The organism is Candidatus Brocadiia bacterium, from assembly GCA_041658285.1.
GTDB lineage: Bacteria > Planctomycetota > MHYJ01 > JACQXL01 > JACQXL01 > JBBAAP01.
This window is the reverse complement of sequence record JBBAAP010000001.1, coordinates 233,999-259,399: the sequence shown is the minus strand read 5'-3', so window position 1 is coordinate 259,399 and position 25,401 is coordinate 233,999. Positions and strand designations below refer to the sequence as shown.

Annotated in this window: 24 protein-coding genes; 12 read left to right on the top strand and 12 right to left on the bottom strand. The window is 47.7% G+C overall.

What is annotated here, in order from left to right; translation table 11 throughout:
* Window positions 1-83: 83 nt before the first annotated feature.
* The 4 genes from WC980_01105 to WC980_01090 all read left to right on the top strand — a co-directional run bounded on the left by WC980_01105 (window position 84) and on the right by WC980_01090 (window position 6,358).
* Window positions 84-782, top strand: coding sequence for a MotA/TolQ/ExbB proton channel family protein (locus WC980_01105; protein MFA5793657.1), 699 nt, complete (start codon window positions 84-86; stop codon window positions 780-782).
* 260 nt (window positions 783-1,042) lie between these two features.
* Window positions 1,043-1,357 carry a hypothetical protein gene (locus WC980_01100; protein MFA5793656.1) on the top strand — a complete coding sequence of 105 codons (315 nt, stop codon included), beginning with the start codon at window positions 1,043-1,045 and terminating at the stop codon, window positions 1,355-1,357.
* A 14-nt stretch (window positions 1,358-1,371) separates the two neighbouring features.
* Window positions 1,372-1,926 carry a biopolymer transporter ExbD gene (locus tag WC980_01095; GenBank protein ID MFA5793655.1) on the top strand — a complete coding sequence of 185 codons (555 nt, stop codon included), beginning with the start codon at window positions 1,372-1,374 and terminating at the stop codon, window positions 1,924-1,926.
* Between the two features lie 1,756 nt (window positions 1,927-3,682).
* Window positions 3,683-6,358, top strand: a complete 2,676-nt coding sequence (locus WC980_01090; GenBank protein MFA5793654.1) for a valine--tRNA ligase — start codon at window positions 3,683-3,685, stop codon at window positions 6,356-6,358.
* A 191-nt stretch (window positions 6,359-6,549) separates the two neighbouring features.
* On the opposite strand, the gene WC980_01085 is transcribed toward WC980_01090, so the two are convergent.
* The 12 genes from WC980_01085 to WC980_01030 form a co-directional block, all read right to left on the bottom strand.
* Window positions 6,550-7,560, bottom strand: a complete 1,011-nt coding sequence (locus WC980_01085; protein ID MFA5793653.1) for a hemolysin family protein — start codon at window positions 7,558-7,560, stop codon at window positions 6,550-6,552.
* A 329-nt stretch (window positions 7,561-7,889) separates the two neighbouring features.
* A complete protein-coding gene (locus WC980_01080) occupies window positions 7,890-9,362 on the bottom strand; it encodes a 2Fe-2S iron-sulfur cluster-binding protein (GenBank protein ID MFA5793652.1) in 1,473 nt (490 codons plus the stop codon).
* A gap of 5 nt (window positions 9,363-9,367) precedes the next feature.
* Window positions 9,368-11,275: an NADH-quinone oxidoreductase subunit NuoF gene (locus WC980_01075; protein ID MFA5793651.1), complete on the bottom strand. Its 1,908-nt coding sequence runs from the start codon at window positions 11,273-11,275 to the stop codon at window positions 9,368-9,370.
* Window positions 11,276-11,284: 9 nt separating this feature from the next.
* Complete coding sequence (locus WC980_01070) at window positions 11,285-11,749, bottom strand: NAD(P)H-dependent oxidoreductase subunit E (GenBank protein ID MFA5793650.1); 465 nt, start codon at window positions 11,747-11,749, stop codon at window positions 11,285-11,287.
* A gap of 34 nt (window positions 11,750-11,783) precedes the next feature.
* On the bottom strand, window positions 11,784-12,971 hold the full coding sequence (porA, locus tag WC980_01065) for a pyruvate ferredoxin oxidoreductase (GenBank protein ID MFA5793649.1): 1,188 nt from the start codon (window positions 12,969-12,971) through the stop codon (window positions 11,784-11,786).
* 17 nt (window positions 12,972-12,988) lie between these two features.
* Complete coding sequence (locus WC980_01060) at window positions 12,989-13,240, bottom strand: SemiSWEET transporter (GenBank protein MFA5793648.1); 252 nt, start codon at window positions 13,238-13,240, stop codon at window positions 12,989-12,991.
* Between the two features lie 2 nt (window positions 13,241-13,242).
* The gene (locus WC980_01055; GenBank protein ID MFA5793647.1) at window positions 13,243-13,530 is read right to left on the bottom strand and encodes a 4Fe-4S binding protein; all 288 of its coding nucleotides are present in this window, start codon (window positions 13,528-13,530) and stop codon (window positions 13,243-13,245) included.
* A gap of 12 nt (window positions 13,531-13,542) precedes the next feature.
* Window positions 13,543-14,154, bottom strand: a complete 612-nt coding sequence (locus tag WC980_01050; GenBank protein ID MFA5793646.1) for a 2-oxoacid:acceptor oxidoreductase family protein — start codon at window positions 14,152-14,154, stop codon at window positions 13,543-13,545.
* A 9-nt stretch (window positions 14,155-14,163) separates the two neighbouring features.
* Window positions 14,164-15,012: an acetyl-CoA carboxylase, carboxyltransferase subunit beta gene (gene accD / locus WC980_01045; protein ID MFA5793645.1), complete on the bottom strand. Its 849-nt coding sequence runs from the start codon at window positions 15,010-15,012 to the stop codon at window positions 14,164-14,166.
* Window positions 15,013-15,091: 79 nt separating this feature from the next.
* Window positions 15,092-15,682 (bottom strand): PilZ domain-containing protein, encoded by a 591-nt coding sequence (locus tag WC980_01040; GenBank protein ID MFA5793644.1) that lies wholly within the window; start codon window positions 15,680-15,682, stop codon window positions 15,092-15,094.
* A 43-nt stretch (window positions 15,683-15,725) separates the two neighbouring features.
* Complete coding sequence (locus tag WC980_01035) at window positions 15,726-16,634, bottom strand: HEAT repeat domain-containing protein (GenBank protein ID MFA5793643.1); 909 nt, start codon at window positions 16,632-16,634, stop codon at window positions 15,726-15,728.
* 36 nt (window positions 16,635-16,670) lie between these two features.
* Window positions 16,671-17,024 (bottom strand): hypothetical protein, encoded by a 354-nt coding sequence (locus tag WC980_01030; protein MFA5793642.1) that lies wholly within the window; start codon window positions 17,022-17,024, stop codon window positions 16,671-16,673.
* Between the two features lie 424 nt (window positions 17,025-17,448).
* Here WC980_01030 and WC980_01025 point away from each other — a divergent pair, with 424 nt between their 5' ends.
* The 8 genes from WC980_01025 to WC980_00990 all read left to right on the top strand — a co-directional run bounded on the left by WC980_01025 (window position 17,449) and on the right by WC980_00990 (window position 25,396).
* Window positions 17,449-18,324 carry a decaprenyl-phosphate phosphoribosyltransferase gene (locus WC980_01025; GenBank protein MFA5793641.1) on the top strand — a complete coding sequence of 292 codons (876 nt, stop codon included), beginning with the start codon at window positions 17,449-17,451 and terminating at the stop codon, window positions 18,322-18,324.
* A 16-nt stretch (window positions 18,325-18,340) separates the two neighbouring features.
* A complete protein-coding gene (locus WC980_01020; GenBank protein ID MFA5793640.1) occupies window positions 18,341-19,429 on the top strand; it encodes a DUF362 domain-containing protein in 1,089 nt (362 codons plus the stop codon).
* A 14-nt stretch (window positions 19,430-19,443) separates the two neighbouring features.
* The gene (locus WC980_01015; protein ID MFA5793639.1) at window positions 19,444-19,803 is read left to right on the top strand and encodes an SMR family transporter; all 360 of its coding nucleotides are present in this window, start codon (window positions 19,444-19,446) and stop codon (window positions 19,801-19,803) included.
* 2 nt (window positions 19,804-19,805) lie between these two features.
* A complete protein-coding gene (locus tag WC980_01010; protein MFA5793638.1) occupies window positions 19,806-20,579 on the top strand; it encodes an ABC transporter permease in 774 nt (257 codons plus the stop codon).
* A 3-nt stretch (window positions 20,580-20,582) separates the two neighbouring features.
* Window positions 20,583-21,326 (top strand): ABC transporter ATP-binding protein, encoded by a 744-nt coding sequence (locus tag WC980_01005; GenBank protein MFA5793637.1) that lies wholly within the window; start codon window positions 20,583-20,585, stop codon window positions 21,324-21,326.
* A gap of 189 nt (window positions 21,327-21,515) precedes the next feature.
* A complete protein-coding gene (locus tag WC980_01000; protein ID MFA5793636.1) occupies window positions 21,516-22,220 on the top strand; it encodes a class I SAM-dependent methyltransferase in 705 nt (234 codons plus the stop codon).
* A 242-nt stretch (window positions 22,221-22,462) separates the two neighbouring features.
* Window positions 22,463-23,305, top strand: coding sequence for a class I SAM-dependent methyltransferase (locus tag WC980_00995; protein MFA5793635.1), 843 nt, complete (start codon window positions 22,463-22,465; stop codon window positions 23,303-23,305).
* Window positions 23,306-23,308: 3 nt separating this feature from the next.
* Entirely contained in the window at window positions 23,309-25,396 is a 2,088-nt protein-coding gene (locus WC980_00990; GenBank protein MFA5793634.1) for a glycosyltransferase, read from the top strand.
* Window positions 25,397-25,401: the final 5 nt, after the last annotated feature.

Here is a 25,401-nt window from a genome sequence, read left to right as displayed (position 1 = left end):
TAGTAGCAGTTCAAAAATTATTAGGGGCGGTGGATACGCCTGATAGCTGGCGTTCCCCTAGCTCCGTGATATGGAGGATAAAAATGGTAAAACATATTGTCATCTGGGCGGTAAGCATCGGCTTGTATATTTTAGGGGTAGTCATACTTTATAAAGTATATGAGTCTATACCGTACTACTATACAAGTCCTTTCAACCTTGTAAAGACCTCTGGTATTTTAGGGTTTGTAATGATAGTATGGTGCTTTGCATTTATTATTTATGGCATAAGCGATATCCTTGAGTTCCGGGTGGGCAATATCGCGCCGATTAAAACCATTGCGGAACTGGAGCCGTTAATGGCAAAAGGGCAGTATGACGAGGCGTTAGAGCTCTGTGAAACATCCGAAAAACCATTGATGACGGTGGTTCTGGATGGTTTGGATAAAAAAGACAAGGGCAAAGATGCTATCGTCAATGCCATGGAGTTATCCCTGCAGGAAATGACATTCAGAATCAATAATAAACCCAATAAATACCTATTTGCCGGGATACTGGCATTACTTATAGGCGCATTCAGCACGGCATCCGGCATGATTGATATATTTTATAATCTATACTGCACAATGGGAAGTCCTCACCAGCTTAGTTATTCATTTGAAAAAATATTGATAATTATGACAATCGGACTAACCATATCGATGCTTAATATATTTTTATATCTGTTGTTAAGGATAAGGTTGAATTACTATGTTTTTAAGCTGGGCGCTGTCAGCCGGAAATTGATTGTCTTGGTAAAGTAAAGTGCGGCATTACAGGAAGTATTATGAGATTATTGGTGTTTGATAAAAATGATAACCAGAAGACTTGGCCGTATTATTTACCGGCCGGTATTATTGCGCTGTGCTCTGGAATCATATTGATAGTTCTTTTTATACTTGCCTCGGTAGCTATACGTTTTTGTAAAATCGGGCCGCGTATTTATTTGCCAATGGCATCAGCTTGCGCTGAAGATATGGAACCTGACCCGGATCATCTTTTGATCTATGTACCTCATATTAGTATGGAGAATGCTGTATGCCGGGACTGGATGTTTGAAAACGGAGAAGTCAAGAAGCTTTGCCACAACCTGGACCATTGGAAGGTAATCATTAAGGGTAAGATTATTGATAAAAAGGGAATTGAAGATGTCTTGTCAAAAGCTGCGGATAATGACCGGCCCGGCGGTCCGGGCACGCCTTCGAACAGCTCGATAATGATAAGGGCTGATGCCGGCGCGCCGTACTCACTGGTTAAAAAAATACTCCGGTCTGCCAAGGAAAATCTTATTTGGAAGATAGAATTAGCTGCGACAAAACCGCCGGGCTCTGAGGATTGATGAGGAAATATTCAATGACATCCAGAAATCAAATATTTGGTAAAAATATACCGGTGATACCGAATAGTGATAGCTACATTATTATTCTGGGCATACTTTTTGCGGTTCTGGTAGTTGTTGCCATAATAGGTTGTTTCTTTTCGTTTTCTTTCGTTTTTGGGAGTGGTCAACTCGAGGGGAGACTGTATTGTTATCTGCCTAAGAAGGTTATTGTTAATAGGCCGCCGGTTGTAAATAACGCGACCGAGGATGATGAGGATGATGTATTTAAGCCTAATGCTATTATTGATTATGATGAAGGCAAAAAAACATTAGTATTAATTAACCTAAAATATGCGAGTGAAAAAGAGCCTTTGCAAACAAGGATATTTATTGATGATACGGAGCTAAAAGATTGGAATGCGCTTTGTGATGAATTAAAATCTATGTATGGCGAATATAGGTCTAAAAATCTACGGGTGCAATTTACCATAAAGGCTGATGATAACGTTCCGATGCAGGCAGTGATTAATGCCCTGAATACGTGTAAAAAGGTAGGTATAGCTACTGTTAATTTGGACACGGATTAGCAGTTCATTTCAATCTACAATTGCAAATTTCCAGACCCTATTAGGGACACTTCGACCCAAGGGAGTTAGTGTCCCTTATCCTTGAGCATCGTGAATGGGATTCCCTGTCAATACTTCTACAAAAAAAAACTTCACAAATTCTCAATAATAAAATGTTCCGAAGGATTAGTGGCAGTTCGACCAAAGGGAGTTATCCCTAGACCCTGAGGGGTCTTGGGACAAGAACCCGTACGGGCTGCCACATTATCCCTGAGCATAGCGAACGGGGCTCGCGTAGCGCCACTTTTTCCGAGATTTTACGTTTAATATAAATAGAGGGCTATAGTAGACCCCGATGATGCTTTGCTCATCGGGATAAGAGCCAGTAAGTCGCTCTGCTCCAACTGGCTCTAATAATATATATAGAGGGATGCGTAATAGACTATGGACAATAGACATCAGACGATGGACAGAAAACAAGGGGAAATGGCGGGTTTCCCGACGAGTAGTCGGGATAAGGGGCGCTATAAGCATGCCGCCACCCGGTGACGGTATGATTGAGCGCCGCTGTGAGAGCGGGGTGGTTTTTATGACCTATTTTATGGCGGATTAGCGCTATGGGACATCCCATAAAGGCTATGGGACATCCCATAAGGGCTGTGGGACATCCCATAAGAGCTGTGGGACATCCCATAAGGGCTGTGGGACATCCCATAAGAGCTGTGGGACATCCCATAAGTGTTATGGGACATCCCATAAGGGCTATGTGAGATAGAACCTAAATAGGAAATGAAAGAAAGTGTCGCCACTCTACGAACCCTGACCTTACGGACCCTGACTGGTCCTCAGGGCGAGGACCCGGAACGGGCGGGTTCCAGAGCAAGAACTCGGAACGGGTTATGGCGTCATTGGTCTTGGGGACACTTCTCATCCCCTGTAACGCAGTAATTAAGCTCATTTCCGGGCGAAGTTTTCCTGAAATCACCCCCCCCCTTTTATTCCAAATCCTAATATAATGCATATTTGGCAGGGGGGTACCTATACCCTACCCCCACCCCCCTAGTACCCCCATCTATAACACCTATATGTCATAGTCCATAGCCTTATATCTAAAATCCGATAGCCTTATATCTAACACCCGATAGCCTTATATCTAACATCCGATAGCCTTATATCTAACACCCGATAGCCTTATATCTAACATCCGATAGCCTTATATATAACATCCGATAGTCTTATATCCAACATCCGATAGCCTTATATCCAACACCCGATAGCCTTATATCCAACATCCGATAGCCTTATATTTAACATCCGATAGCCTTATGTCTAACATCCGATAGCCTTATATCTAACATCCGATAGCCTTATGTCTAACACCCGATAGTCTTATATGTCATAATCCACAGGCCTATAATCAGCATTCTGCCCACCCTGGCATTTTATAATGGGGGGTATTCAGAAAAATAAACTAAATGATTTTTACCACGAAGGCACGAAACTATGAAACCACGAATGTAAATGAATCCTTGTATTTTTAGGCACTTGCATCTTCGCGGCTGCTATTTTTCTTGACCCTTGAGATAATCTGTGTACTATGTGGTTAATTACCCCATGCCTGATTGGCATGGGATAGTTATCCGTAAGTCTCTCGAGGCGCCTTTGGCGCCACTGCGAGGCTAACGGCTAATTGCCCCGTGCCAATATAGGCCACGGGATAGTTATCCGTAAGTCTCTCGAGATGCCTTTGGCATCACTGCGAGGCTAACGGCTAACTATGGAGTCTATTTATAAACCATCAGAGGTTGAACCGCGCATCCAGGCCAAGTGGGAGGCGCTGGGCATCGGCCGGGCCAAGGTTGCGGACCGGAAGAAGCCGTTCTCCGTGGTCATTCCGCCGCCTAATGTCACCGGCATTCTCCATATGGGCCATGTTATGGACGAGACGCCTCAGGATATCATAGTTCGTTTTAAGCGGATGCAGGGTTTCGAGACGGCCTGGGTGCCGGGCACGGACCACGCCGGCATCGCCACCCAGAATATGGTGGAGAAGAAGCTGGCCGAGGAGGGCGTCAAGCGCCACGACATCGGACGGCACGGCTTCCTTAAGCGCGTCTGGGAGTGGAAGGAAAAGTTCGGCGGCACCATCATACAGCAACTCAAGCGCCTGGGTTGTTCCTGCGACTGGGAACGCTTGCGCTTTACCATGGACGAACCGTACTCGGCGGCCGTGACTGAGGTATTTGTCCGGCTTTACGAGAAGGGCCTAATCTACCGCGGCGATTATATCATCAACTGGTGTCCGCGCTGCCAGACGGCGCTTTCGGACGAGGAGGTAGAGCACCAGGATATCGAGGGCGGGCTGTATTGGATTAAATATCCCATCGCGGATTCTCCTGAATTCATTACCGTGGCCACCACCCGGCCGGAAACGATACTGGGCGATACGGCCGTGGCGGTGCATCCGTCGGACAAGCGTTATAAAGGCCTGGTCGGCAAGACCGTGCTTTTGCCTATAGTTAACCGCCGGATACCTATTATTGCCGACCCGATGGTTAGCCAGGAGTTCGGCTCCGGCGCGGTCAAGGTCACCCCGGCGCACGACCCCAACGATTTCCAGCTGGCCGGGCGGCATAACCTGCCGTTCATCAAGGTTTTTGACGAGACCGGTCGGATGAACGAGAACGCCGGGCTTTACAAAGGGCTGGACCGGTTCGAATGCCGCAAGCGCATCGTTGCCGATCTGGAACAGGGCGGTCTGTATGAGAAGAAGGACAAGCACCTCCACGCCGTCGGCCATTGTTACCGGTGCAATACGGTCATTGAGCCGTATCTTTCCAAGCAGTGGTTTGTCAAGATGAAACCGCTGGCCGAGCCGGCTATCAAGGCCGTCCAGGACGGCCGGGTGAAGTTCTATCCGGAACGCTGGTCCAAGGTCTATATGGAATGGATGTCCAATATCCGCGACTGGTGCATCTCCAGGCAACTCTGGTGGGGGCACCGGATACCGATATGGTATTGTATTGAGAATAAAACCAAAAATTCTAATGAATGTCCGCCCATAGCCGCGAGGACTGCGCCGGCCAAATGCCCGCACTGCGGCGGGACCGAGCTGGAGCAGGACCCGGACGTGCTGGACACCTGGTTTTCGTCCTGGCTGTGGCCGTTTGCCGTATTCGGCTGGCCGGCCAAGACGCCGGATTTGAAGTATTTTTACCCGACGGCTTGGTTGAACTCAGGCAAGGACATAATATTTTTCTGGGTATCGCGGATGATAATGGCCGGGCTGGAGTTTATGGGCGATGTGCCGTTCCGCCACGTCTATATCCACGGCATTGCCCGCGACGAACGGGGCCGGAAGCTGAGCAAGACACTGGGCAACTCGCCGGACCCGCTGGACTTGATGAGTAAATACAGCGCCGACGCGCTCAGGTTTGGGATTATGGCCAACATCCCACTGGGCGGCGACATCTGCCTGAACAATAACACCTACGAGTCCGGGCGCAACTTCTGCACCAAGCTCTGGAACGCTTCAAGGCTGGTTATCTCAAACCTGCCCGACTATGCCGGTCAGGCGGGCATTCCGTCAGCAGACAATAAAGCTGATTTTTATCCGCATCTGCCCGAAGACCGCTGGATACTCAGCCGGTTGAACTCGACCATCCGCGATTACACTAACGCGCTGGAGAAGTATGAATTCAGTCAGGCCGCTTATATTGCGTATCATTTTTTCTGGAGCGAGTTCTGCGACTGGTATCTGGAAATAGCTAAGCCCCGGCTGTACAAGCAGGCCGGAGTCGACCCGGCCGGTGTGGACATAGTGCTCAGGAAGGTGTTTAGCAGTCTGCTGAGGATGCTTCATCCGTATATTCCTTTTATTACCGAGGAGCTCTGGGAGCGGTTTGGATTTGAGCCGGTGGAATCAATCGCCCGGGCGGACTGGCCCAAACCGGATGAACGGCTGTTCGACCTGCCGGTGGAAAAGACATTTGGCCAGCTGATGAGCATTGTCCGGGGTGTGCGCGATATCCGCAACAAGATGGATATCGACAAGCGTAAGCCGCTGAAGCTGGTCATCTCGGCTAACAGCGACGGGATGCTCAAGGATATCAGGCAGTTTGAATCACTGATAAAGCATCTGGGCGCGATAGAGCAGGTGGAGTGGGGCATTAATGCGGCCAAACCGCAACTGTCCGCCACCGAAGTGGTCGGCGATATCCAGATATTCATACCGCTCGAAGGCATCATCGACATCGCCGCCGAGAAGAAGCGGATAGAGGGCAAGCTCAAGAAGCTGACCGAACTGCTGGCTGCATCCAAAAACAAGCTGGCTGACGATAATTTCCGCAAGCGCGCGCCGGAGGTGATTGTTGAAAGGGAGGAAGCCCTGTGCAAGGAGCTGTCCGACCAGTCGGCCCGGCTGAGCGACGCGCTCAAAGACCTGCTGGGATAGACCAGTATCTGCCACATTAAACCACTGAGGACACTGAAGGCTCTGAATTTATATAAAGATTTAGACGTTTATAGTTTTGGTGTTATCAGCTTTTAGCATTACGCTACGTTTGAGTGCCATAAGATGCCGAAGTATTGACACTCCATAATTCTCAGTGGTTTCAGTGCTTTCAGTGGTTGAATTTAGTAAAACTACTTGTACTCGTCCATTATATCCCCGACGATTTCTTCCAGAATGTTCTCTATGGTGACCAGCCCTGTGATTTTATTATGACTGTCGCGGACTAGCGCCAAGTGGACGCGGTTAGTTTGCAGCTTTTTCAGGACGTCGCTTATCTTGTCTTCTTCGGAAACAAAGAACGGCTCGCGCAGCAGGTCATCCATGACAATCAGGTTCTGGTAGCAGATGACGTTGAAATAGTCCTTGGTATGCAGGATGCCGACGATGTTATCCAGGTTGCCTTCATATATCGGGATGCGGGTATAGTGCTTCTCGGTGACGAATTTGGTGGCTTCTTCGGGCTTTATATTGGCGTCCAGGGCGACTATCTTGTCGCGGGGCACCATTACGTCGCTGATTACCTGGTCGGTGAATTTCAGGACGTTCTGCAGAAAGGTGACTTCATCTTTTCCGAGGTGCCCGGTTTCCGAGGATAATTCAACGATGTGCTTGATTTCCTCTTTGGTAATCATGGGTTTTCGGTATTGTATCTTGATGTTGAATATGTAAGTGACTACCCGGGTTATGCTCGAAAACATCTGGATGAACGGGTAAAACAGGAAAGAAAACAGGTAAATCGGCCGGGCGCAGGCAAAGGCGAATTTCTCCCAGTACTGGCTGGACAGGACCTTGGGCGTGATTTCGCCGAACTCTATCAGGACAAAAGTGGTCACGGCCATGGAGATGAACAGGCCTTTTTCGCCGAACCAGGCCAGGAAGATAGTGGTGGCCAGCGCGGTTATGGCTATATTAACCAGGTTGTTGCCCACCAGGATGGTGCTTAGGAGCTTATCCGGTTTTTGCATAATCCGGTTGATGAGCAGGGCGCCTTTGTTGTTCTGTTTGACCAGCATGGCCAGCTTGCTTTTTCGGAAGGTGAACATGGCTATTTCCGTGGCCGAGAAGAAAAAGCTCAGCGGCAGGAGCGCTATGGCCACGACCAGCATGGTATGGAGCGGTAGTTGAGACATAAAATCGTACATAATTTACTCCTTACAAAACTATTGATTTAATATTCCAGGGTGATGCGGAATTATACGGGAAATATGGGGAAAGACAAGCAATTGCTATAAAGAAAATTCCTTCGGAATACCTCGGGATTTTCTTCCATAGGGGTTATCACCCCTATGGCGTTTCAGCCCGTCCCAGCGGGTCGGGCTTCCACTGTTACCCCCTGGGAGATTGGCTGCAATCCCCCAGACCCCCACAGGCAGTATAGAAAAGCATTTTATCCATTCGAAGTATGCTTTTCTATACTGAACAAAAACGCCCCGAAGCCTCACGGTAACGGGGCGTTTGGGGCTTTGGTTTCTTACTTCTTGGCGGACAACGCCACCAGTCTTTCCCACCCCCGGTCCAGCGTGGTTTGGAACTGGTTTATGACCTCGGTCTGCTCTTTGGGTTCGAACAGGTGCTTGAATCGGCCTTCGGCTTTAAGCAGGTTCTTTATGGGCGTTTTTTCCTTGGGCTTGTAGTTGATTTTATAGTTGCCGTTCTCTATTTCATAGAGCGGCCAGTAGCAGGTGTCCACGGCCAGGCGTAGCATTTCGAGCGACATGGGCATATCGGACCTCCAGCCGCGATGGCAGGGCGAAAGGACGTTTATGAAAGTGGGTCCTTTTATTGATATGGCTTTCCTGACTTTGGCCATCAAATCATCCCGGTGGGCCGGAGTGGTCTGGGCGACGTAGGGAATATTATGGGCGGCTATGATGGCCGTCAGGTCCTTGGGGTATTCCTTCTTGCCGTAGCCCTGGCTGCCGCTCGGCGTGGTGGTGGTCGAAGCGCCCAGGGGAGTTGCGCCCGAGCGCTGGATGCCGGTATTCATATAAGCCTCGTTATTGTAACAGATATACAGGAAGTTATGGCCGCGTTCCAGCGCGCCGGAAAGTGACTGCAGGCCAATGTCATAGGTGCCGCCGTCGCCGCCGATGGCCACGAATTTGATTTCCTTGTCCTTGACCAGTGGGTCGCCCCGGCGTTTCAGGGCGTTATAAGCCCCGATTATGCCTGAGATGGTGGCTGAGGCGTTCTCAAAGGCGCTGTGGATATAGTTGCATCCCCAGGAAGTGTAAGGATAGGTTGCTGAGGCTACGTAGAGGCATCCGGTGGCGTTGGAGATGACGACCGGTTCATCGATGGACATCAGGGCTTGGCGCATGACTACGGCCGCACCGCAACCGGCGCAGAGCCTGTGCCCGGATACGAAATTCTCTTTTTTATTGGATAATTCTTTCAGCCGGTAGACCTCTGTCGGGCAGATGGTAGCGCATTCTTCGCAATGGGCCAGCGGTTCGCCGTCTTCCCGGGGCACCCAGTTGATGTGGCGTTCCACGCCGCGGCCGGCAAAGCCGACCTGGTTGATATCCTTGACGTCGGATGAATACCTGACGCACAATCCGCACAGGATGCAGGCGTCGACCTTGCGCGGGAATCTGGTGGCGGTCACTCCGTATTCTTCGGCCAGCTTCCTTATCTGGATGCTGTTCTTGGCCAGAGGCAGGAGCAGTTCTATCAGCAGTTTCCTGATTTTGATGACCTTGGCTGATTTGGTCTGGACTTCAAGCCCTTCTTCGACCGGATAGGCGCAGGAAGCGACCATTTTGGACCTGCCGCGTTGGGTGATTTCCACCATGCACAGCCGGCAGGCGCCGTAGGGGGACAGCTTTTCGTGGTAGCACAGGGTCGGTATCTTGATACCGGCTGCCCAGGCCGCCTCGAGCAAAGTTTTGCCCGATTCTATTGTGATGTCTTTGCCGTCGATTTTGAGTTTTATCTGGCTCATTTCATCTATCCTTTCGTAACCGGTATTGGTTCGGTTGGTGTTGTTGGGAGTTTGCTTACCGGTGAAATCTTTTCTACCGCCCGGAACTTGGCCGGACAGACCTCAAAGCAGGTGCCGCACTTAGTGCAGGTCTTCTGGTCGATGACGTGGACCATCTTGCGGTCGCCTTTGATTGCTTTGACCGGGCATTGCTTGAGGCATATCATGCAGCCGGCGCATTTCTGGGGGTTGACGTAATAAGTGGTCAATGCCTTGCAAACGTGGGCCGGGCAATGTTTGTTGTTGATATGTTCTTCATACTCGCTGCGGAAGTATTTTAATGTCGTCAATACCGGGTTGGCCGCGGTGGTGCCCAGGGCGCAGAGAGCGGCTTCGAGCATATCGCTGATATCCAGCAGGAGCTGTATGTCGCCGGGCTTGCCTTTACCCTCAGTTATCCGCTTGAGAATATCCAGCATCTGGGCGATGCCTTCTCGGCAGGGGATGCATTTGCCGCAGGATTCCTCGGATAGGAACTGCAGGAAGTATTTGGCCACATCGACCATGCAGGAATCTTCGTCCATGACGATCATGCCGCCCGAGCCCATCATCGAGCCGGCCTTGGTCAGTTCGTCGAAGTCGACCGGCAGGTCGAGCATGCTTTCAGGCAGGCAGCCGCCGGACGGTCCGCCAGTCTGAACGGCTTTGAACTTCTTGCCGTCCCTGATGCCGCCGCCGATTTCATAGATGATTTTACGTAGGGGAGTACCCAGCGGGACTTCGACCAGGCCGGTGTTCTTGACCTTGCCGACCAATGAGAATATCTTGGTGCCGTAATTGTTCTTGATGCCGATTTTAGTGAACCAGTCCACGCCATTGTTGATGATGAGCGGGACATTGGCGTATGTTTCCACGTTATTAAGATTAGTCGGTTTTTCCCAGAGTCCGCTGATGGCGGTCTTGATGTATTTGAGCCTGGGCTCGCCGACCCGTCCCTCGATGGCGGTCATCAGGGCGCTGGATTCGCCGGAAACGAACGCGCCGGCGCCGCGGTGGACCTTGACCTTGAAGCTGAATTTCGAACCCAGGATATTATCGCCCAGCAAGCCGTATTCCTCGGCGTCGGCGATAGCTTTAAGGGTGTTTTGCAGGGCCAGCGGGTATTCCTGCCGGACGTAGAGGAACCCTTCATTGGCGCCGATGGTGTAACCGGCGATAATCAGTCCTTCCAGAACCGAGTGGGGGTTGCCTTCGAGGACGCTCCGGTTCATAAAAGCGCCTGGGTCGCCTTCGTCGGCGTTAACAACCACGTACTTGGTCTTTTCCGGAGCGTTCTTGGTAGTTTCCCATTTTTGCCCGGTCGGAAAGCCGCCGCCGCCCCGGCCCCTGAGGTATGATTTCTTGATGATATCCAGCACCTGGTCCGGGGCCATGCCCGAAAGCACCTTGCCCAAGGCGAAATAGCCGCCGATATTGATGTAATCTTCGATGCTGGTCGGGTCAATCCGCGTGTTAGTCGAAAGTATCAGCCGATTCTGGTGCTTGTAGAACGGTATTTCCGATTCCTTGGCAATAAGCTTGCCCGATTCATCCTTGAAGACCAGCCGGTCAATGACCTTGCCTTTGAGAAGGGTTTCGGATATGATTTCCGGGACGTCTTCCAGCTTGACTTTAAGGTAGCAGGTTTCTTCCGGATAGACAACCACGACCGGGCCGAGCTCGCAGATGCCCGGGCATCCGCAGGGCCGAAGGATGAACTTGCTATCAAGTTTCTGCTTCTTGAATTCCTGGGCGAAAGCGTCCGATACCTTGTGCCCGCCGTAGGCCAGGCATCCCGTTCCGGCGCAGACCGCGACTACTTTCTTGCCGGAGAATTTATCCGCGGCTTTCTTCTTGATTGATTCCAGGTCAGCGATAGATTTCAGCTTAGCCATAATAACTCCTTAATCGAAACTGTTAATAATCTTTGATAATTCAGCGCCGGAAGGGTTGCTGTAATAATTTTCATCCACGACCATGACCGGCCCCAGAGCGCAGCAGCCGATGCAGTTGACCGTAGCCAGCGAGAATTTCTGGTCTTTGGTGGTGCCGTTGACGTTGATGCCCATTTCCTGGGATACCCGGTCCAGCAGGGTTGAGGCGCCGCGAACGTGGCAGGCAGTGCCCAGGCAGACTGTAACCATATGCCGTCCGCGCGGTTCAAGGCTGAATGCCTTGTAGAATGTTGCCGCGTGATAGACCCGGGTCAGGGGCACGCCCAGCTTCTTGCTCACCAGGGATAGGGTCTCCTTGGACAGCCACCTTTTTTTCTGCTGGATATCCAGCAGTATCTGGATAAGGGCGCCCTTATCGCCGTTGTATTTGTCTATGATTTTTTCCACTTCGTTATCTTTCATTACCGTTACCATGTTTACTCCTCTTTCATAAGAAAAGTCAGATCTATTACTCTCTAACCGTCAGGTAATCATTGATCCTGCCGGTAATTTTTTTGGTTTTGGCTATGTCAGCCAGGCGCTTGAAGACTTTGTGAACGTCGGTGGGGACGATGTCGCGGCCGCCTAGCCCGTAGATGTAATTAATCATCAGGGGTGGTTTGGCCAGTCCGTAAAGCGCCGATGATACTTCTGTATATGTCGGACTGCCGCCGGCGCCGAAGGAATCGGTCCGGTCCAGCACGGCAATCGCCTTGGTATTCTTGAGCGCTTCTTTTATTTCAAGGCTGGGGAACGGACGGTAAATCCTGGGTTTGAGCATTCCGGCCTTGACGCCTTTGGCCCGCAGTTCGTCGACTACCATCCTGGTTACGCCAGCCGCCGAGTTCAGGACCACGATGGCGATATCGGTGTCCTTGAGGTTTTCCGGATAAGTTTCGAATAGTCCGTAAGCCCGGCCCGACATCTTTTTGAATTCCTTGGCCACTTCCAGTATTTTATCCTTGGAGTTGAGCATGGCTTCGGACTGGAGCCGCTTATGTTCGGTATAATAATCCGGCAGGGCGATGGCGCCGTAAGTAACCGGCTTGGAAACATCGATAAGCGGATTGGTTTTTTTGTACGGACCGACGAACTTACGCACCGGGTCGTCTTCCAGCAGTTCTACGCGCTCGACCGCGTGGCTGATAATGAATCCGTCCATGCAGACCATTACCGGCAGGCGGACCGACATATCTTCTCCTATGCGCATGGCCTGGATAAGGTTATCATAGGCTTCCTGAGCGTTTTCGGAGTAGATTTGTATCCAACCCGTATCACGGCCGCCCATGGTGTCGTCATGTGAGCAGTGGATGTTGAGCGGGGCCGAAAAAGCCCGGTTGACCACGGTCATGATGATCGGTGTTCTGAGCCCGGCCGCGATGGGCAGCATTTCCCACATCAGCGCGAACCCGGCTGAAGAAGTCGCGGTCATCACCCGTGCTCCGGCCGCCGACGCGCCGATGCAGGCGCTCATGGCGCTGTGTTCGCTTTCCACCGCGATGTACTCGGTATCAACTTTCCCGTTGGCCACGAACTCGGCGAATTCTTCGGCCAGTTCGGTCTGAGGCGTAATCGGGTATGCGGCCACTACGTCAGGGTTCATCTGGCGCATCGCCTCAGCTATCGCATTATTCCCCGTCAAAGCTGCGATTCTCATAATTAAACTTCTTTCTATTAACCGTATTTTATTTTTAATATTACCAGTGAAATTACCAGCATCAGGGTTGCTCCGTTGGCGATAATAATCGGTTTGTCTTTAAGCCTGATGCCGTAAATCAGCCATAATGAGGCGCCGCTGACCAGGAGAATAAGCATTCCGGAAGACAGGTCTTCGGTTTTGTGCGAAGACCAGCTTTTTATAACCTGCGGCAGGAAAGCGCTGGTCGTCAGGATGCCGGCGATTATTCCGTGTAGCAGCATGTTCATCCTTATTTCTCCTCTTCGACCATCTTAATGGCCTTTTCCTTGAGCGGGCATTCCTGGGCGCAGATACCGCAGCCTTTGCAGTAATCCAGGTCTATGGTGTCGATATGCCCTTCCTTGACTCTGATGCAGCCTTCCGGGCAATAAACCCAGCAAATCAGGCAGTTAGCGCATTTGTCCTTGTCGTGTATCGGACGGGCATTGCGCCAGGAACCGGTTTTGTATTCCACCGAGTTACCCGGGGTGACAATCACGCTTCCGAGGGGCAGTTCTTTTGATTTCATCAGCTTCATATATAATTTCCTTTATATTTGTACTTTTAGTTCTTGGTAACCTCTTTTGATCGAGGTGATGTTGGCTTCAACTACTTTGGGTGAAAACTTGCCGGCGAATGTTTCCTGAACGTCGGCTAAAAGCGAGTCCATCTTGATGGTATTTTTAACGGCCGCCTTATCCTTGAGTCCGTCCGCCCTGATTTCCAGTAATTTGAGCAGGGCGCCGAGCATCGGAGTGTTGGGCATCGGCCGGCGCAGCGTGGCGATTGATATGCCGGTGGCGTCAATCGTGGCTGTTTTGCCGTCTTTAAGATTCAGTTTCTTCTTTATTTCCTCGGGGCTGAGCGCCGTATTGACCAGGACGATGCCGCTTTTCGGCAGACCTTCGGTGACGTTGACAAAGCTAAGCAACGTCGGGTCCAGGACAATCACCACATCCGGATTGGAAATGGCGAAATACATGAACAGTTTCTGGTCCGAGATGCGGTTATAGGCCCTGACCGGAGCGCCCATCCTTTCGGCGCCGAATTCCGGCATACCCTGAGCGTACTTACCTTCCTTGATTGCCACCCTGGCCAGTGTTCGGGCGGCTAACAGTGTTCCCTGTCCTCCCCGTGCATGCCAGCGTATTTCTGTTAGCATATCACATCCTCAATTCTTTACAGTTGATAAATATTGCAGTATCTCGGTTAAATCAGACTTCATGTTTTTACGTTCGATAATCCGGTCTATCATCCCGTGCGCCAGCATAAATTCCGAGGTTTGGAATCCGGACGGAAGTTCCTGTTTGATTGTTTGCGCGATGATTCTCGGTCCGGTGAACCCAATCAGAGCCCTGGGTTCGGCCATGATGATGTCACCCAGGCCGGCAAAGCTGGCCATTACGCCGCCCATTGTCGGATTGGTCAGTATGGATATATGGAGCAACCCGGCTTCGTGGTGCCGGGCCAGCGCGGCCGATGTTTTGGCCATTTGCATCAGGGAAATGCAGCCTTCCTCCATCCGGGCTCCGCCGCCTGAACCGGAAATGATGATGACCGGAAGTCTTTCACTGGTGGCAAGTTCTATCGAGCGGGTCACCTTTTCTCCCAGGACCGAACCCATACTGCCCATTAGGAAACGCGAGTCGGTCATCGTCAGCACCGCCGGCAATCCGTTTATAGTTCCCTTACCGGTGATAATGGCATCTTTCATTCCGGTCAGCTTCTGAGCCTCCGCTAATTTATCTTTATAGGTTTTAGCCGCTTTGAAATTAAGCGGGTCGACCGAATCCAGGTCAGTCCAGTATTCCTGGAAGCTGCCTTTATCGATAATCAGGTCAATCCTTTGACGTGGCGAAATATAGAAATGGTAGTTGCATTCCGGACAGACCTGTATTTTTTCGACCACCGCTTTTTTGTGGACTAGGTTATTACAACTGTCACATTGCATCCATAATCCGTCCGGCATCTCGCGCCGGCGGTGGAAGACGAACTTTTTTAAGCCTTCCCAGGTAGCCATAGACTGTCCTTTTTTTATTGGGGCAGGTCAGTTTTATTCTGCCAAATCAGTGTTTACTATGTGAAATAGCCTTTATAAGCTATTTGAGAGGGGCTATTTTAGCGCCGTGTTCCTGCAGGTGCTTGATAACCCGCCGAACCTCTTCCTTCTCGCCTTCGATTTCCATTTCTAGCCAGGTAGCTACGTCAGTCATCGAACCTTTAAGCAGGTTGACCTTAACGTCAAAGTCCCTGGCGATTTCCCAAAGCGTCGGTTGTTTGCGCATTTCTTCGCTGAACTGAACTTTAATCCGTGACCGGACCCTGATTTTTCTGCCCATAAAAGCAACCAGGTTTTTTAACCGGGCAATTGAATCCTTGGTCATGGCCGTGAATTGCACGCCGATAACATTGGCTTTATAGCGGTTGGAACGTTGTACCCAGGTTACCCGTCCGTCGGCGGAAAGCGGTTCTCCGCCTAGGGTTGGGATACCGATAACAAAAGTCATCTTGTCGCCGATTAACAGGGTGTCTGTAGTTAAAAATCTTAACCCGGTGGAGCTGAGATTAATAATTGGATATCTTTCCGATGACCCTTTAAGGAATGCGAATAATCCGCCTGCTTCCTTATATTGGACGCTTCCGCCTTTTATTGGGAATCTGAAAGACCTTCTTTTATCACTGTCACTCATATTTATTCTCCTTTTTATGGGTTAAGCGTTGTAAGGGCGCTTATTATTCGTAATTCTTTTTGTTCTTTTCCCACCAATCTTCCCATGACTTGATGATTTCATCCTTTTTCTTCTGGTCGGTCCTGGCTGAAAAACTGCCTGTTTTATAATCGGTGATAAATTCCAGTGATTTTACCGCGTAGCGGGCTACCGGTTCATCGGAAGCTGGTTCCACATCCGTATTCCTGAGCATCGGAATTAATTCCTTAACCGAATTCGCATCTTTCATCCGTCCCAGCGCCTGGATAGCCGCGGCACGGACATAATAGCCTAAAAATGTTTGGGCCGTATCCGAGACGGCTAGTCTGATAAGAGGAATTGAGTCCTTGGCGCGCAGCAGTCCCAGCGCCCGGATGGATTCATAGCGCAGTTCTACGTCGGTCGAAGTTATTGATTTCATCAGGTGAGGTATGGCAATACTATTACCCATCCGGCCTAATGCCCGGGCGGCTACCGAAGCGATACTGGCCGTATACTCATCATTATCCGCCAAGAGTTTGACCAGATAATTGATTGCTCGTTCGTCCCGTAAATCTGATATTATTTCCACCACCATATAACGCATGTCCGGTTTGGCTGTTTCTAGCGCTTTAAGCAAGTGCGGCACGGTCGGCCGGCCTATTTCCAGCAGTTCCCGGCGGGATTCTTCCGTGGTTGTCGGGTCGTTGCTGGTTAATGATTCCAAGAGTGACGCCACCTGCTTTTCCAGGATGACTGCCGGGTCAAGCGTCGGTTTGGGCTGGGTCGGTTCTTTAACAGGTTCGGGTATCGGCGCAACCGGAGTTGGCGTAATCGCTGACGGTGCCGGTTTCGGGGCTTCAGTCTTGGCATCGGCCGCAAAAGCGCCGGAACAGAATAATGACATTGTTAAAATTACCGATATGGTATTCTTGATGTTTAATATCGATTTCATAGTGTTAACGCCCTCCATAAAAATATTACTAAATTATTACTGACCAACCGGTGACGGCGGCGCGCCGCCCGGGAAAATTACCGGCGCCGGCAGGCTCATACTCAGGAGTTTCCAGCCTTCGCCTTCCTTAATGAACTCCAGCAGGGCCGATTCACCGGTACCCCAGATAACCACAGCCGAAGCCATGTTATTTTCAATCCCGATGGTTTTTAGGAACGATCCCCTGAACATCGCTTGCCAGACCAGCTTGTTCTTCTCGTAGCTGTCCTTGAACTCCTTGAAAGGCTGTCTATCCCATTCTTGGACGCTGACCACTTTGAAGACTTTGTCCAGGTCTCCTGAGGTCATTCCGTCCGCTAACAGGATAAAACTGGCCTTAATTTCGGCCATATCCTTTTGCTCTTTAGGAGTCACTGGTCGTTCATCCGGGCGGGAAGATACGCAGCCCGTAACAACCAGAACGGGCAGAAAGACTGGTAACAATAGCCGAAAGAGTTTTATAGTCCTCATAAAAAGTATTTAATGTATAAGATTTCACAAGCCGTGTCAAGCTTTTGAGATATGTAAAAGGTGAGGCGTTGATTAACAGGATTAGCACTTGTGTGTAAAAATAGCGATATACGTATAAAGAAAGTTTGTTGTTCAAGTTGGGATGATGTGGTATTTTATCCCGCTAAACGCAATGGCAAAAACCTGGTTATTTCTGTTTGACAGGATAGCTTTGGTAATTTCCCGAACATTAATTTAGTAAGCAAGCGTTACTTGACGATAATATATTAAATAAGGCGATAAAATTTAGGTGATGGCATCATTTATGATATTAACATTGATACAACTTTTCAGAGTAAAACAGTGGAATAAGAATCTGTTTGTATTTGCGGCGCTTATCTTTTCCCGGAAGCTTTTTCAGTGGCCGGATATTCTTTCATCCTTAGCCGGATTTGGATTATTCTCTTTAGCGGCTAGTGCAGTGTATATTGTTAACGATATTCTGGACCTGGAAAGCGATAAGCAGCATCCTCGGAAAAAGACACGCCCGTTGGCATCCGGGCTGATATCGGTTAGGGCGGCATCACTTATTTCCGCCATGCTCGGGGCCGGCTCGGTTTTGGTAGCTTTCATACTGAATAAAGGGTTTGGTTCGATGCTGGCGGTCTATATTCTTATAAACCTGTTTTATTCAATAGCCCTGAAACATATGGTCATTATCGATGTGATGGTTATTGCCGCCGGGTTCGTTCTGAGGGTACTGGCTGGAGCGGCGGTTATCTCGGTTCTGCCTTCCAGCTGGCTGGTTATTTGTACGGTGCTTCTGGCGTTATTCCTGGCTTTTGGCAAGCGGCGCCACGAAATCATAGTTATGGGCGGTGATGCGGAGAGCCACCGCGAGGTGCTGGAGCATTACAGCACTTATTTTTTGGATCAGATGATGGCTGTGGTAACGGCTTCAACGGTAATGTCTTATATGTTATATACGGTCAGCGAGGAAACATTCAGGACTTTCGGGACCAAACGTCTGCTCTGGACCACTCCGTTTGTTCTTTACGGGATATTCAGGTATCTTTATCTGGTGCATCAGAAAGAAAAGGGCGGTGACCCGGCATCGCTGATGTTTAGTGATAAGCCGCTTTTGATTAATTTGATACTTTGGGTTATCGCCTGCGTCAGTATCATCTATTTTGTCGGTTAAGATTCCCGCATTTAATATGAAATCTAAGGTCGCAGTTATAAAAACCAATCCGGGAACAGTCCTGACGGATATTGAGCGTTTATCCGAAATGGCCGGAATCCGACAGGCGTTACCTAAAGATAAGCCGGTGATACTCAAGGATAATATTTCCTGGCATTTTCCTTTCCCGGGCGCTAATACCACGCCGTGGCAATTAGAAGGAACGATCCAGACATTAAGGATGTTTGGTTATAAGCAGGTTTCAGCGGTGCACAATAATACGGTTGTTACCGATCCGTTTAAGGGGGGGCAACTCAATCGCTTAGGGCCGGTTTACAAGAAATACCAGATACCGGAGTTGTATAACTTCCGGCCCGAAGATATTAAATGGGTACGTTATCAGCCCAAGGCCAGGATGCTGGTGTTGGATAAGATTTTCCCAGATGGAATCATGATTCCGGAGTATTTCATCGGTAAAAGCATTATCCACCTGCCGACCGTTAAGTGTCATATTTACACGACTACGACCGGTGCGATGAAAAACGCATTTGGTGGCTTGCTCAATACTAAGCGCCACTATACGCACAGCGTTATTCACGAAACGCTGGTGGATTTATTGCAGATTCAGAAGGAAATTCATTCAGGCATATTTGCGATAATGGACGGCACCATCTGTGGCAACGGGCCGGGTCCGCGGACGATGATACCGGTTGAAAAGGATTATATCTTGGCCAGCGCGGACAGCGTGGCGATTGATGCGGTGGCCGCAAAAATGATGGGATTCGACCCGATGAGCCTTAAATACATCCGTCTGGCGCACGAAGCCGGGCTAGGTGTTGGTTTAACGGAGGATATTGAGATAGTAGGAGAGGATATCTCTAAGGAGTGTTTTTCGTTCTGCGTGGGCGATAACCTGGCCAGCAAGTGCGGGGATACATTGTGGTTTAGCCCGTTGAAAATATTCCAGAGGTTATTTTTCCACACGCCGTTGGTATATATATTTATATTCGGTTCGTATTTATATCATGATAAAATATGGTGGCCTTTCAAAGGCGCTGGTATAATGGAGCAAATTCTTAAAAACAGCAAATGGGGGAAACTGTTTAAAACATATCCGGAAGAGTAAGCGAGGAGTTTTAAATGCTATATGTTATCTTGACACTGGCTATTGTGTTTAATGCTTTAGCTAATATTTTGATAAAGGTGGGTATGACCAAAGGCGGTAGTTTGGACGGCCTGAAAATAACGGAAATGCTTTTAAGAATGGCTGGAAATTATATACTTTGGTTAGGCGTTACGTGCTTTATCCTGGCTCTGGTGGCTTACAGCTACGCACTTTCTAAAATGAACCTGAGCATTGCTTATCCGATTATGACCAGTTGCGGATATGCGATAGTTATTCTGGTCTCTGTGTTGTTTATGAAAGAGGTTCTTAACTGGGTGCAGATATCCGGTTTGATACTGATAACAGCTGGCGTCTGGATGGTAGCCGTAAAATAAGTATGAGTTTGGAATATTATCGTGATTTGGTAGTGGTGCTGACTCAGAAGGAAATAAAAGTTAGGTATAAAAGCAGCCTGTTGGGGTACATTTGGTCCGTGGCGCACCCGCTTTTCCTCACCGTAATTTTTTATTTTGCATTCGGGATAGTTATGAGAGTTCCCAAGAGCGCAATGATAGAGAATTACACCTTGTTTCTGATTGCTGGCCTTTTCCCGTGGCAATGGGTGATGAATTCTGTTAATATCGCGCCGCTTTTATTTCTAGGTAATTCTTCTCTGATTAAGAAAACTAATTTTCCGCGTGAGGCGGTGATACTAGCCGATGTTTTTAATAACATGGTGCACTTTATCCTGTCGATACCAGTGATTCTGGCGTTTATGTTTTTTTTCGGTGAATACCCGACCTGGTCATGGATTTACGGGCTGCCCATATTAATATTGATTCAATTCTTTTTGGTTTGCGGGTTGGCGTTGACAATTGCTTCTATTAACCTGTTTTTTCGAGACTTAGAGCGGATAGTCAATTTGCTAACTATGGCCTTATTTTACGCCACACCGATATTTTACCATGAATCGCAGGTGCCCAAAGAATACCAGTTTATTATAAAGTATAACCCGTTTTCTCCGTTGTTGATTTCCTGGCGCAACCTATTTTTAACCGGAACCATTGATTGGATTATGATGCTGAATGCACTGATTTTTGGACTGGTGATATTCATTATCGGGTATTATATTTTTAGAGCGTTGAGATGGCGTTTTGCGGAAGTATTGTAAATTATGGAAACGGTTATTAATTTTGAGAATGTTTTTAAATCTTATCCGCTGTATCACGCGGTGACCGGCGGGTTTAAGAAGTTCTTGTTTAGTCTGCCTTCTTCAATAAAGGCTTTAAACCAGACTACTTTCCATGCGCTGGAAGGTGTTTCGCTTAAGGTCGGCCGGGGTGAGCGGGTAGGTATTATCGGAAGAAATGGTTCGGGTAAGAGTACAACGCTTGGGCTTATGGCCGGGGTTCTTAAGCCTAATAAAGGCCAAGTAACTATAAACGGCCGTGTTTCACCATTGCTGGAACTGGGGATGGGTTTTAATGCTGAGCTTACTGGCATAGAGAATATTTTCCTTAACGGCATTTTGATGGGTATGACCAAGGCGGAAGTCAATAAGAATTTCAGCGACATCATTGCGTTTTCGGAAATTGGGGCGTTTCTCGACCAGCCTCTCAGGACATATTCCAGCGGCATGGTGGCCCGGCTAGCATTTTCTATTATTGCTCATCTTGACCCGGAAATTATGCTGATTGATGAGATACTGGCTGTGGGAGATATTGCATTCCAACAGAAATGCTACAAAAAGATGTTGTCTTTCAAGGAGAAAGGAACAACGATAGTTTTGGTTTCTCATTCCATGAGTGATATAATTAGATTTTCAGAAAGAGTGATATTTCTGGACAAAGGTAAGATTGCCAAGGAAGGCAACCCGGATGAGGTCATCAAGTCATACGATGAGCTGATGAAACAGTAACCGCGGGCCGTCAAATATGCGAAACTAGCGGTATTATCCTGCACGGCGTTTTAGTCTTATATGAAAAATATTATTCGGAGATTTATGCCAAGGTCTATCTGGCGGTTAATCAGATGGTTTTATTATTTTATTGTAGATACTATTGATTTATTGCTGGGCCGGCGGGATGAATTGACTCCTCCAAAAGGCATGATTTTTGTCGGCGATGGTGATTTTAAGAAGACCGGTCAAGAGTTTTTTAGTTATTTCCTGGAAATTGGCGGGCTAAAACCGGATGAAAAGGTGCTGGATGTCGGATGCGGTATCGGTCGGATGGCTGTTCCTCTGACAAAATATCTGGATAAAAGAGGCGCTTATGAGGGATTTGATATAGCCGCTGACGGAATTAACTGGTGCCGAAAAAGGATTACCCCCAGATATTCTAATTTTAGTTTTCGATTGGCCGATGTGTTCAATAAATCATATAACCCGCAGGGTAAATATAAGGCGTCGGAATACAGGTTTCCTTACGATAATAAATCGTTTGATTTTATATTCTTGACATCCGTGTTCACTCACATGCTTCCCAGGGATATGGAAAGTTACCTGTCTGAGATTGCTCGCGTACTAAAAAGTGGCGGGCGATGCTTCATTACTTTTTTTCTGTTAAATACTGAATCGGAAAAACTCATTGACGCAAAATTAAGCACTCTGGATTTTAAATATGATATCGGCGGGTGTCGTACGGTAAATAAGGATGCACCAGAGTTTGCTGTGGCTTATGCCGAGGGGTTCATCCAGGAGATATCTCAGAAATATGGACTAAAAGTCAGGGAGCCTATTCAATATGGGGTATGGTGCGGAAGGAATAACTTTTTGAGTTATCAAGATATAATCATAGCGGTTAAGGAATAATCTGGTTTGGCTTCGTTAGGCAACACCTTTTGCAGCTCCTTAGGATCTTTGAAGCTTAAATATAACGAAATGCTATGATACATTTGCTCCGGCGGTGGAGGTATGTGAAATATACTCACAATTAGGACTATTCGGAGTTTGCACCTAATTACAAAATCTTGACCCGGGTATATAATTAACATAACATTAAAATATTAATGGTGTTTGTAATACTCTTGAATTTATTGAATAGCAGAAATAATATGGCTGTCAGGATCCCGGCAGGTGAGAAGCGGACCGTAGAGCAATTAACCAGACATTATGAACTGGAAAAGCAGTTGGCACATAAGTTGCGAAATTCAAGCCAAGGTGAACGCAAGAATCTTTACAAATTACTTTATGATGAGCTTTATCGGGCGGTGCCGGAGCTGTCTGCTATGGAATTATCTGCGGAAGCCCAGAATGATATTGTAGCGGTGCAGACAAAGCTGTTGGAGAAGTTCCTGTTTCCAGGGGCTCAATTTTTAGAAATAGGGCCGGGTAATTGCCGGTTGGCTTTTGAGGTGGCGAAAAGAGTTAAGCATGTTTACGCGATGGATGTTTCAGCAGAAATAACCAAGAATCAGCGCCTGCCGGATAACTTTAAATTAGTTATTTATGATGGATGCGAAATGCCGGTTGGTCAAAAAAGCGTTGATATTGCTTACAGCAATCACGTGATAGAGCATATACATCCGGATGATGCCGTTGGTCAAATTAAGAATATTAACCGGGTTTTGAAAGAAAATGGGGTGTATATTTGTTTGACGCCCAACCGTTTGCACGGACCCCACGACATCTCCGGCTATTTTGGGGATAAGGTAGCTACAGGATTTCATCTGAAAGAATACACCTACGGTGAGCTTGCCAATCTGTTTAGACAAGGTGGATTTGATAAAATAAAGTCATATATCTATATAAAAAGAAGGTATATTGGTATGCCGCTAATTATTATAAAACTGGTTGAGTGGTTTACAGAAATATTACCTTTTTCTCTGCGGTGGATATTAGCTGGGAAGCTGCCGTTTAGATTGTTGAATAATGTGATAATTGCTGGAAGGAAATAGATCATGCAATCAGGGATTGGGGATAGATTATTAGCGAAATACCGTCGGCTTAAGGATAAGTTTTTGATGAAGCATTACATCAGCAAGCTGTTTTATGATTGGTTTTTAAGGCGATGGAAGGACTTATTTGGTTTATCTTATGATAAGGCATTGTCGGAATATATTTTAGGTCGGCTTCGTGTTTTTAAGGAGAAACTTATGCCTTGGCATAGCCGTCGGCGAATGGCATATCAAACAATAGTTGGTGGTATTAAAAAAGTGTTTGGATTGCAGTATCAATACCAAGTTGCTACGCTAGGGGGGCAGATGATGCCGGTTGATTTGGCAAATGGATCAAAGGTGAGCGTGGTTATCCCGGTTTATGACCGGACGGATTTTTTGGAAGAGAGTATCGAGTCTATACTGGCGCAAACATACAAGAATTTTGAGTTGATACTAGTTTGCGACGGATCGCCGGCCGAAACGCTAGCAGTAGTTAATAGTTATAAATCGAATCCTCAGGTTAGAATTTTTATATATAAGGACAATAGTGGGACTTCGGTAAGAGGTCGTAACCGTGGAATAAAGGAAGCCCGGGGGAAATATCTGGCATTTTTAGATAGTGATGATATAGCTGAGACGAATCGATTGGAGTTATCGGTGAAATGCATGGAACAGTTTGATGCCGATTTAATTTATGGTTCATGGAAGGTAAAAAACGAAAAAGGGTGTCGTAATTTGGATGCTTTGTGTTATGGAGATAGTGCAATAATTTATGCATCAGGCATTGATTATGCCAGTTTATTAGAGAAAAACCTTATTTCCCAAAGCACGGTAATGGCTAAAACAGAGGTTTTGTTTAAAGCCGGCGGTTTAAGGCCGGATATGTGTTATTGTGAGGATTACGAACTATGGTTGAGGTTGGCTTATCTGGGCTGTAAGTTTAAGGCAGTGCCGGAGGTGTTGGCAACTCTGCGGTTTCATTCAGGTAATCTGGGCGAACGATTTATTCCTGATGAGAAAATGTGGAGAGAGAAATCTATTAAATTGCATAAAATGGTGCCAACCATAAAGCCGACGATAGCCTTTATTATACCCAGCCAGGGGATTACCGGTGGAACAGCTGTAGTTTGCCAGCATGCTAACAGGTTTTTGCAGAAAGGATATGATGTTTTGATAATTGATAATGAGTTGTTTCCTTTTAAGAAAGGTCTTGAAGAATGGTTCCCGGAAGTTTTGCCCCAGGTTATATCAATAAATGATATGAAAAGCCTGATGCCACGGATTGATATTGCAATTAGTACAAGTTGGCAAACAGTTTATACTGTGAAAGATATACCAGTTGGACGAAAGATTTACTTTATTCAGTCAGATGAGACTCGTTTGAATCCACCTGGGAGTGAGGAATCAAAACTGGCCAGGCAGACTTATACCTTCGATTTTGAAATGATAGTTATTGCCAAGTGGTTAAGACAATGGCTTAAAGATGATTTCGGTAAGATGGCGAGCTATATTCCCAATGGTTTGGATAATAAACTATTTTTCCCAGACGAGCCGCTTGAACCTAAAGGCGCTCGATTAAGGGTTCTTTTAGAGGGACCTATTGATGTATCTTTTAAGGGTATGAAAGAGGCTTTTGAAGTAGTTGACAGGATGGATGTGGATGTTTGGTGTGTTTCTTCGGGCGGTCGTCCCAAGCCGGGCTGGAAATGCGATCGTTTTTTTGAGAAAGTGCCGCTGAAGGATATGCGAAAAATATACTCAGCCTGTGATGTTCTTGTCAAGATGTCTAAGGTGGAGTCATTTGCAATGCCACCACTGGAAATGATGGCTTGTGGTGGTACGGTAATAATGAATAAAGTTACTGGTTACGATGAGTATATTGTGGATGGTGTTAATGCGTTAGTTATAGAGCAAGGTGATGTTCGGGCAGCACGTGAGAAGCTTGAAATACTTATAAAAGATAGGATTTTACTAAGGAAACTTATTGAAGGTGGTCTAGAAACGGCTAAAAGATGGAGTTGGGATTATAGTAATGACAAGTTTACAAAATTGCTGGAAGGCCAGATAGAAATAAAATGGGTAACTGATGCATCGAAATTAATTAAATAAGAACA

What these genes read in the sequence shown, in the direction of transcription:
- porA (MFA5793649.1), bottom strand. Translation starts at nt 12,971, where the DNA reads ATGAGAATCGCAGCTTTGACGGGGAATAATGCGATAGCTGAGGCGATG.
- WC980_01060 (MFA5793648.1), bottom strand. Translation starts at nt 13,240, where the DNA reads ATGAACATGCTGCTACACGGAATAATCGCCGGCATCCTGACGACCAGC.
- WC980_01055 (MFA5793647.1), bottom strand. Translation starts at nt 13,530, where the DNA reads ATGAAGCTGATGAAATCAAAAGAACTGCCCCTCGGAAGCGTGATTGTC.
- WC980_01000 (MFA5793636.1), top strand. Translation starts at nt 21,516, where the DNA reads ATGATTTTTGTCGGCGATGGTGATTTTAAGAAGACCGGTCAAGAGTTT.
- WC980_01105 (MFA5793657.1), top strand. Translation starts at nt 84, where the DNA reads ATGGTAAAACATATTGTCATCTGGGCGGTAAGCATCGGCTTGTATATT.
- WC980_00995 (MFA5793635.1), top strand. Translation starts at nt 22,463, where the DNA reads ATGGCTGTCAGGATCCCGGCAGGTGAGAAGCGGACCGTAGAGCAATTA.
- WC980_00990 (MFA5793634.1), top strand. Translation starts at nt 23,309, where the DNA reads ATGCAATCAGGGATTGGGGATAGATTATTAGCGAAATACCGTCGGCTT.
- WC980_01100 (MFA5793656.1), top strand. Translation starts at nt 1,043, where the DNA reads ATGGAGAATGCTGTATGCCGGGACTGGATGTTTGAAAACGGAGAAGTC.
- WC980_01080 (MFA5793652.1), bottom strand. Translation starts at nt 9,362, where the DNA reads ATGAGCCAGATAAAACTCAAAATCGACGGCAAAGACATCACAATAGAA.
- WC980_01075 (MFA5793651.1), bottom strand. Translation starts at nt 11,275, where the DNA reads ATGGCTAAGCTGAAATCTATCGCTGACCTGGAATCAATCAAGAAGAAA.
- WC980_01015 (MFA5793639.1), top strand. Translation starts at nt 19,444, where the DNA reads ATGCTATATGTTATCTTGACACTGGCTATTGTGTTTAATGCTTTAGCT.
- WC980_01035 (MFA5793643.1), bottom strand. Translation starts at nt 16,634, where the DNA reads ATGAAATCGATATTAAACATCAAGAATACCATATCGGTAATTTTAACA.
- WC980_01030 (MFA5793642.1), bottom strand. Translation starts at nt 17,024, where the DNA reads ATGGCCGAAATTAAGGCCAGTTTTATCCTGTTAGCGGACGGAATGACC.
- WC980_01025 (MFA5793641.1), top strand. Translation starts at nt 17,449, where the DNA reads ATGATATTAACATTGATACAACTTTTCAGAGTAAAACAGTGGAATAAG.
- WC980_01020 (MFA5793640.1), top strand. Translation starts at nt 18,341, where the DNA reads ATGAAATCTAAGGTCGCAGTTATAAAAACCAATCCGGGAACAGTCCTG.
- WC980_01070 (MFA5793650.1), bottom strand. Translation starts at nt 11,749, where the DNA reads ATGGTAACGGTAATGAAAGATAACGAAGTGGAAAAAATCATAGACAAA.
- accD (MFA5793645.1), bottom strand. Translation starts at nt 15,012, where the DNA reads ATGGCTACCTGGGAAGGCTTAAAAAAGTTCGTCTTCCACCGCCGGCGC.
- WC980_01085 (MFA5793653.1), bottom strand. Translation starts at nt 7,560, where the DNA reads ATGTACGATTTTATGTCTCAACTACCGCTCCATACCATGCTGGTCGTG.
- WC980_01050 (MFA5793646.1), bottom strand. Translation starts at nt 14,154, where the DNA reads ATGCTAACAGAAATACGCTGGCATGCACGGGGAGGACAGGGAACACTG.
- WC980_01040 (MFA5793644.1), bottom strand. Translation starts at nt 15,682, where the DNA reads ATGAGTGACAGTGATAAAAGAAGGTCTTTCAGATTCCCAATAAAAGGC.
- WC980_01005 (MFA5793637.1), top strand. Translation starts at nt 20,583, where the DNA reads ATGGAAACGGTTATTAATTTTGAGAATGTTTTTAAATCTTATCCGCTG.
- WC980_01090 (MFA5793654.1), top strand. Translation starts at nt 3,683, where the DNA reads ATGGAGTCTATTTATAAACCATCAGAGGTTGAACCGCGCATCCAGGCC.
- WC980_01010 (MFA5793638.1), top strand. Translation starts at nt 19,806, where the DNA reads ATGAGTTTGGAATATTATCGTGATTTGGTAGTGGTGCTGACTCAGAAG.
- WC980_01095 (MFA5793655.1), top strand. Translation starts at nt 1,372, where the DNA reads ATGACATCCAGAAATCAAATATTTGGTAAAAATATACCGGTGATACCG.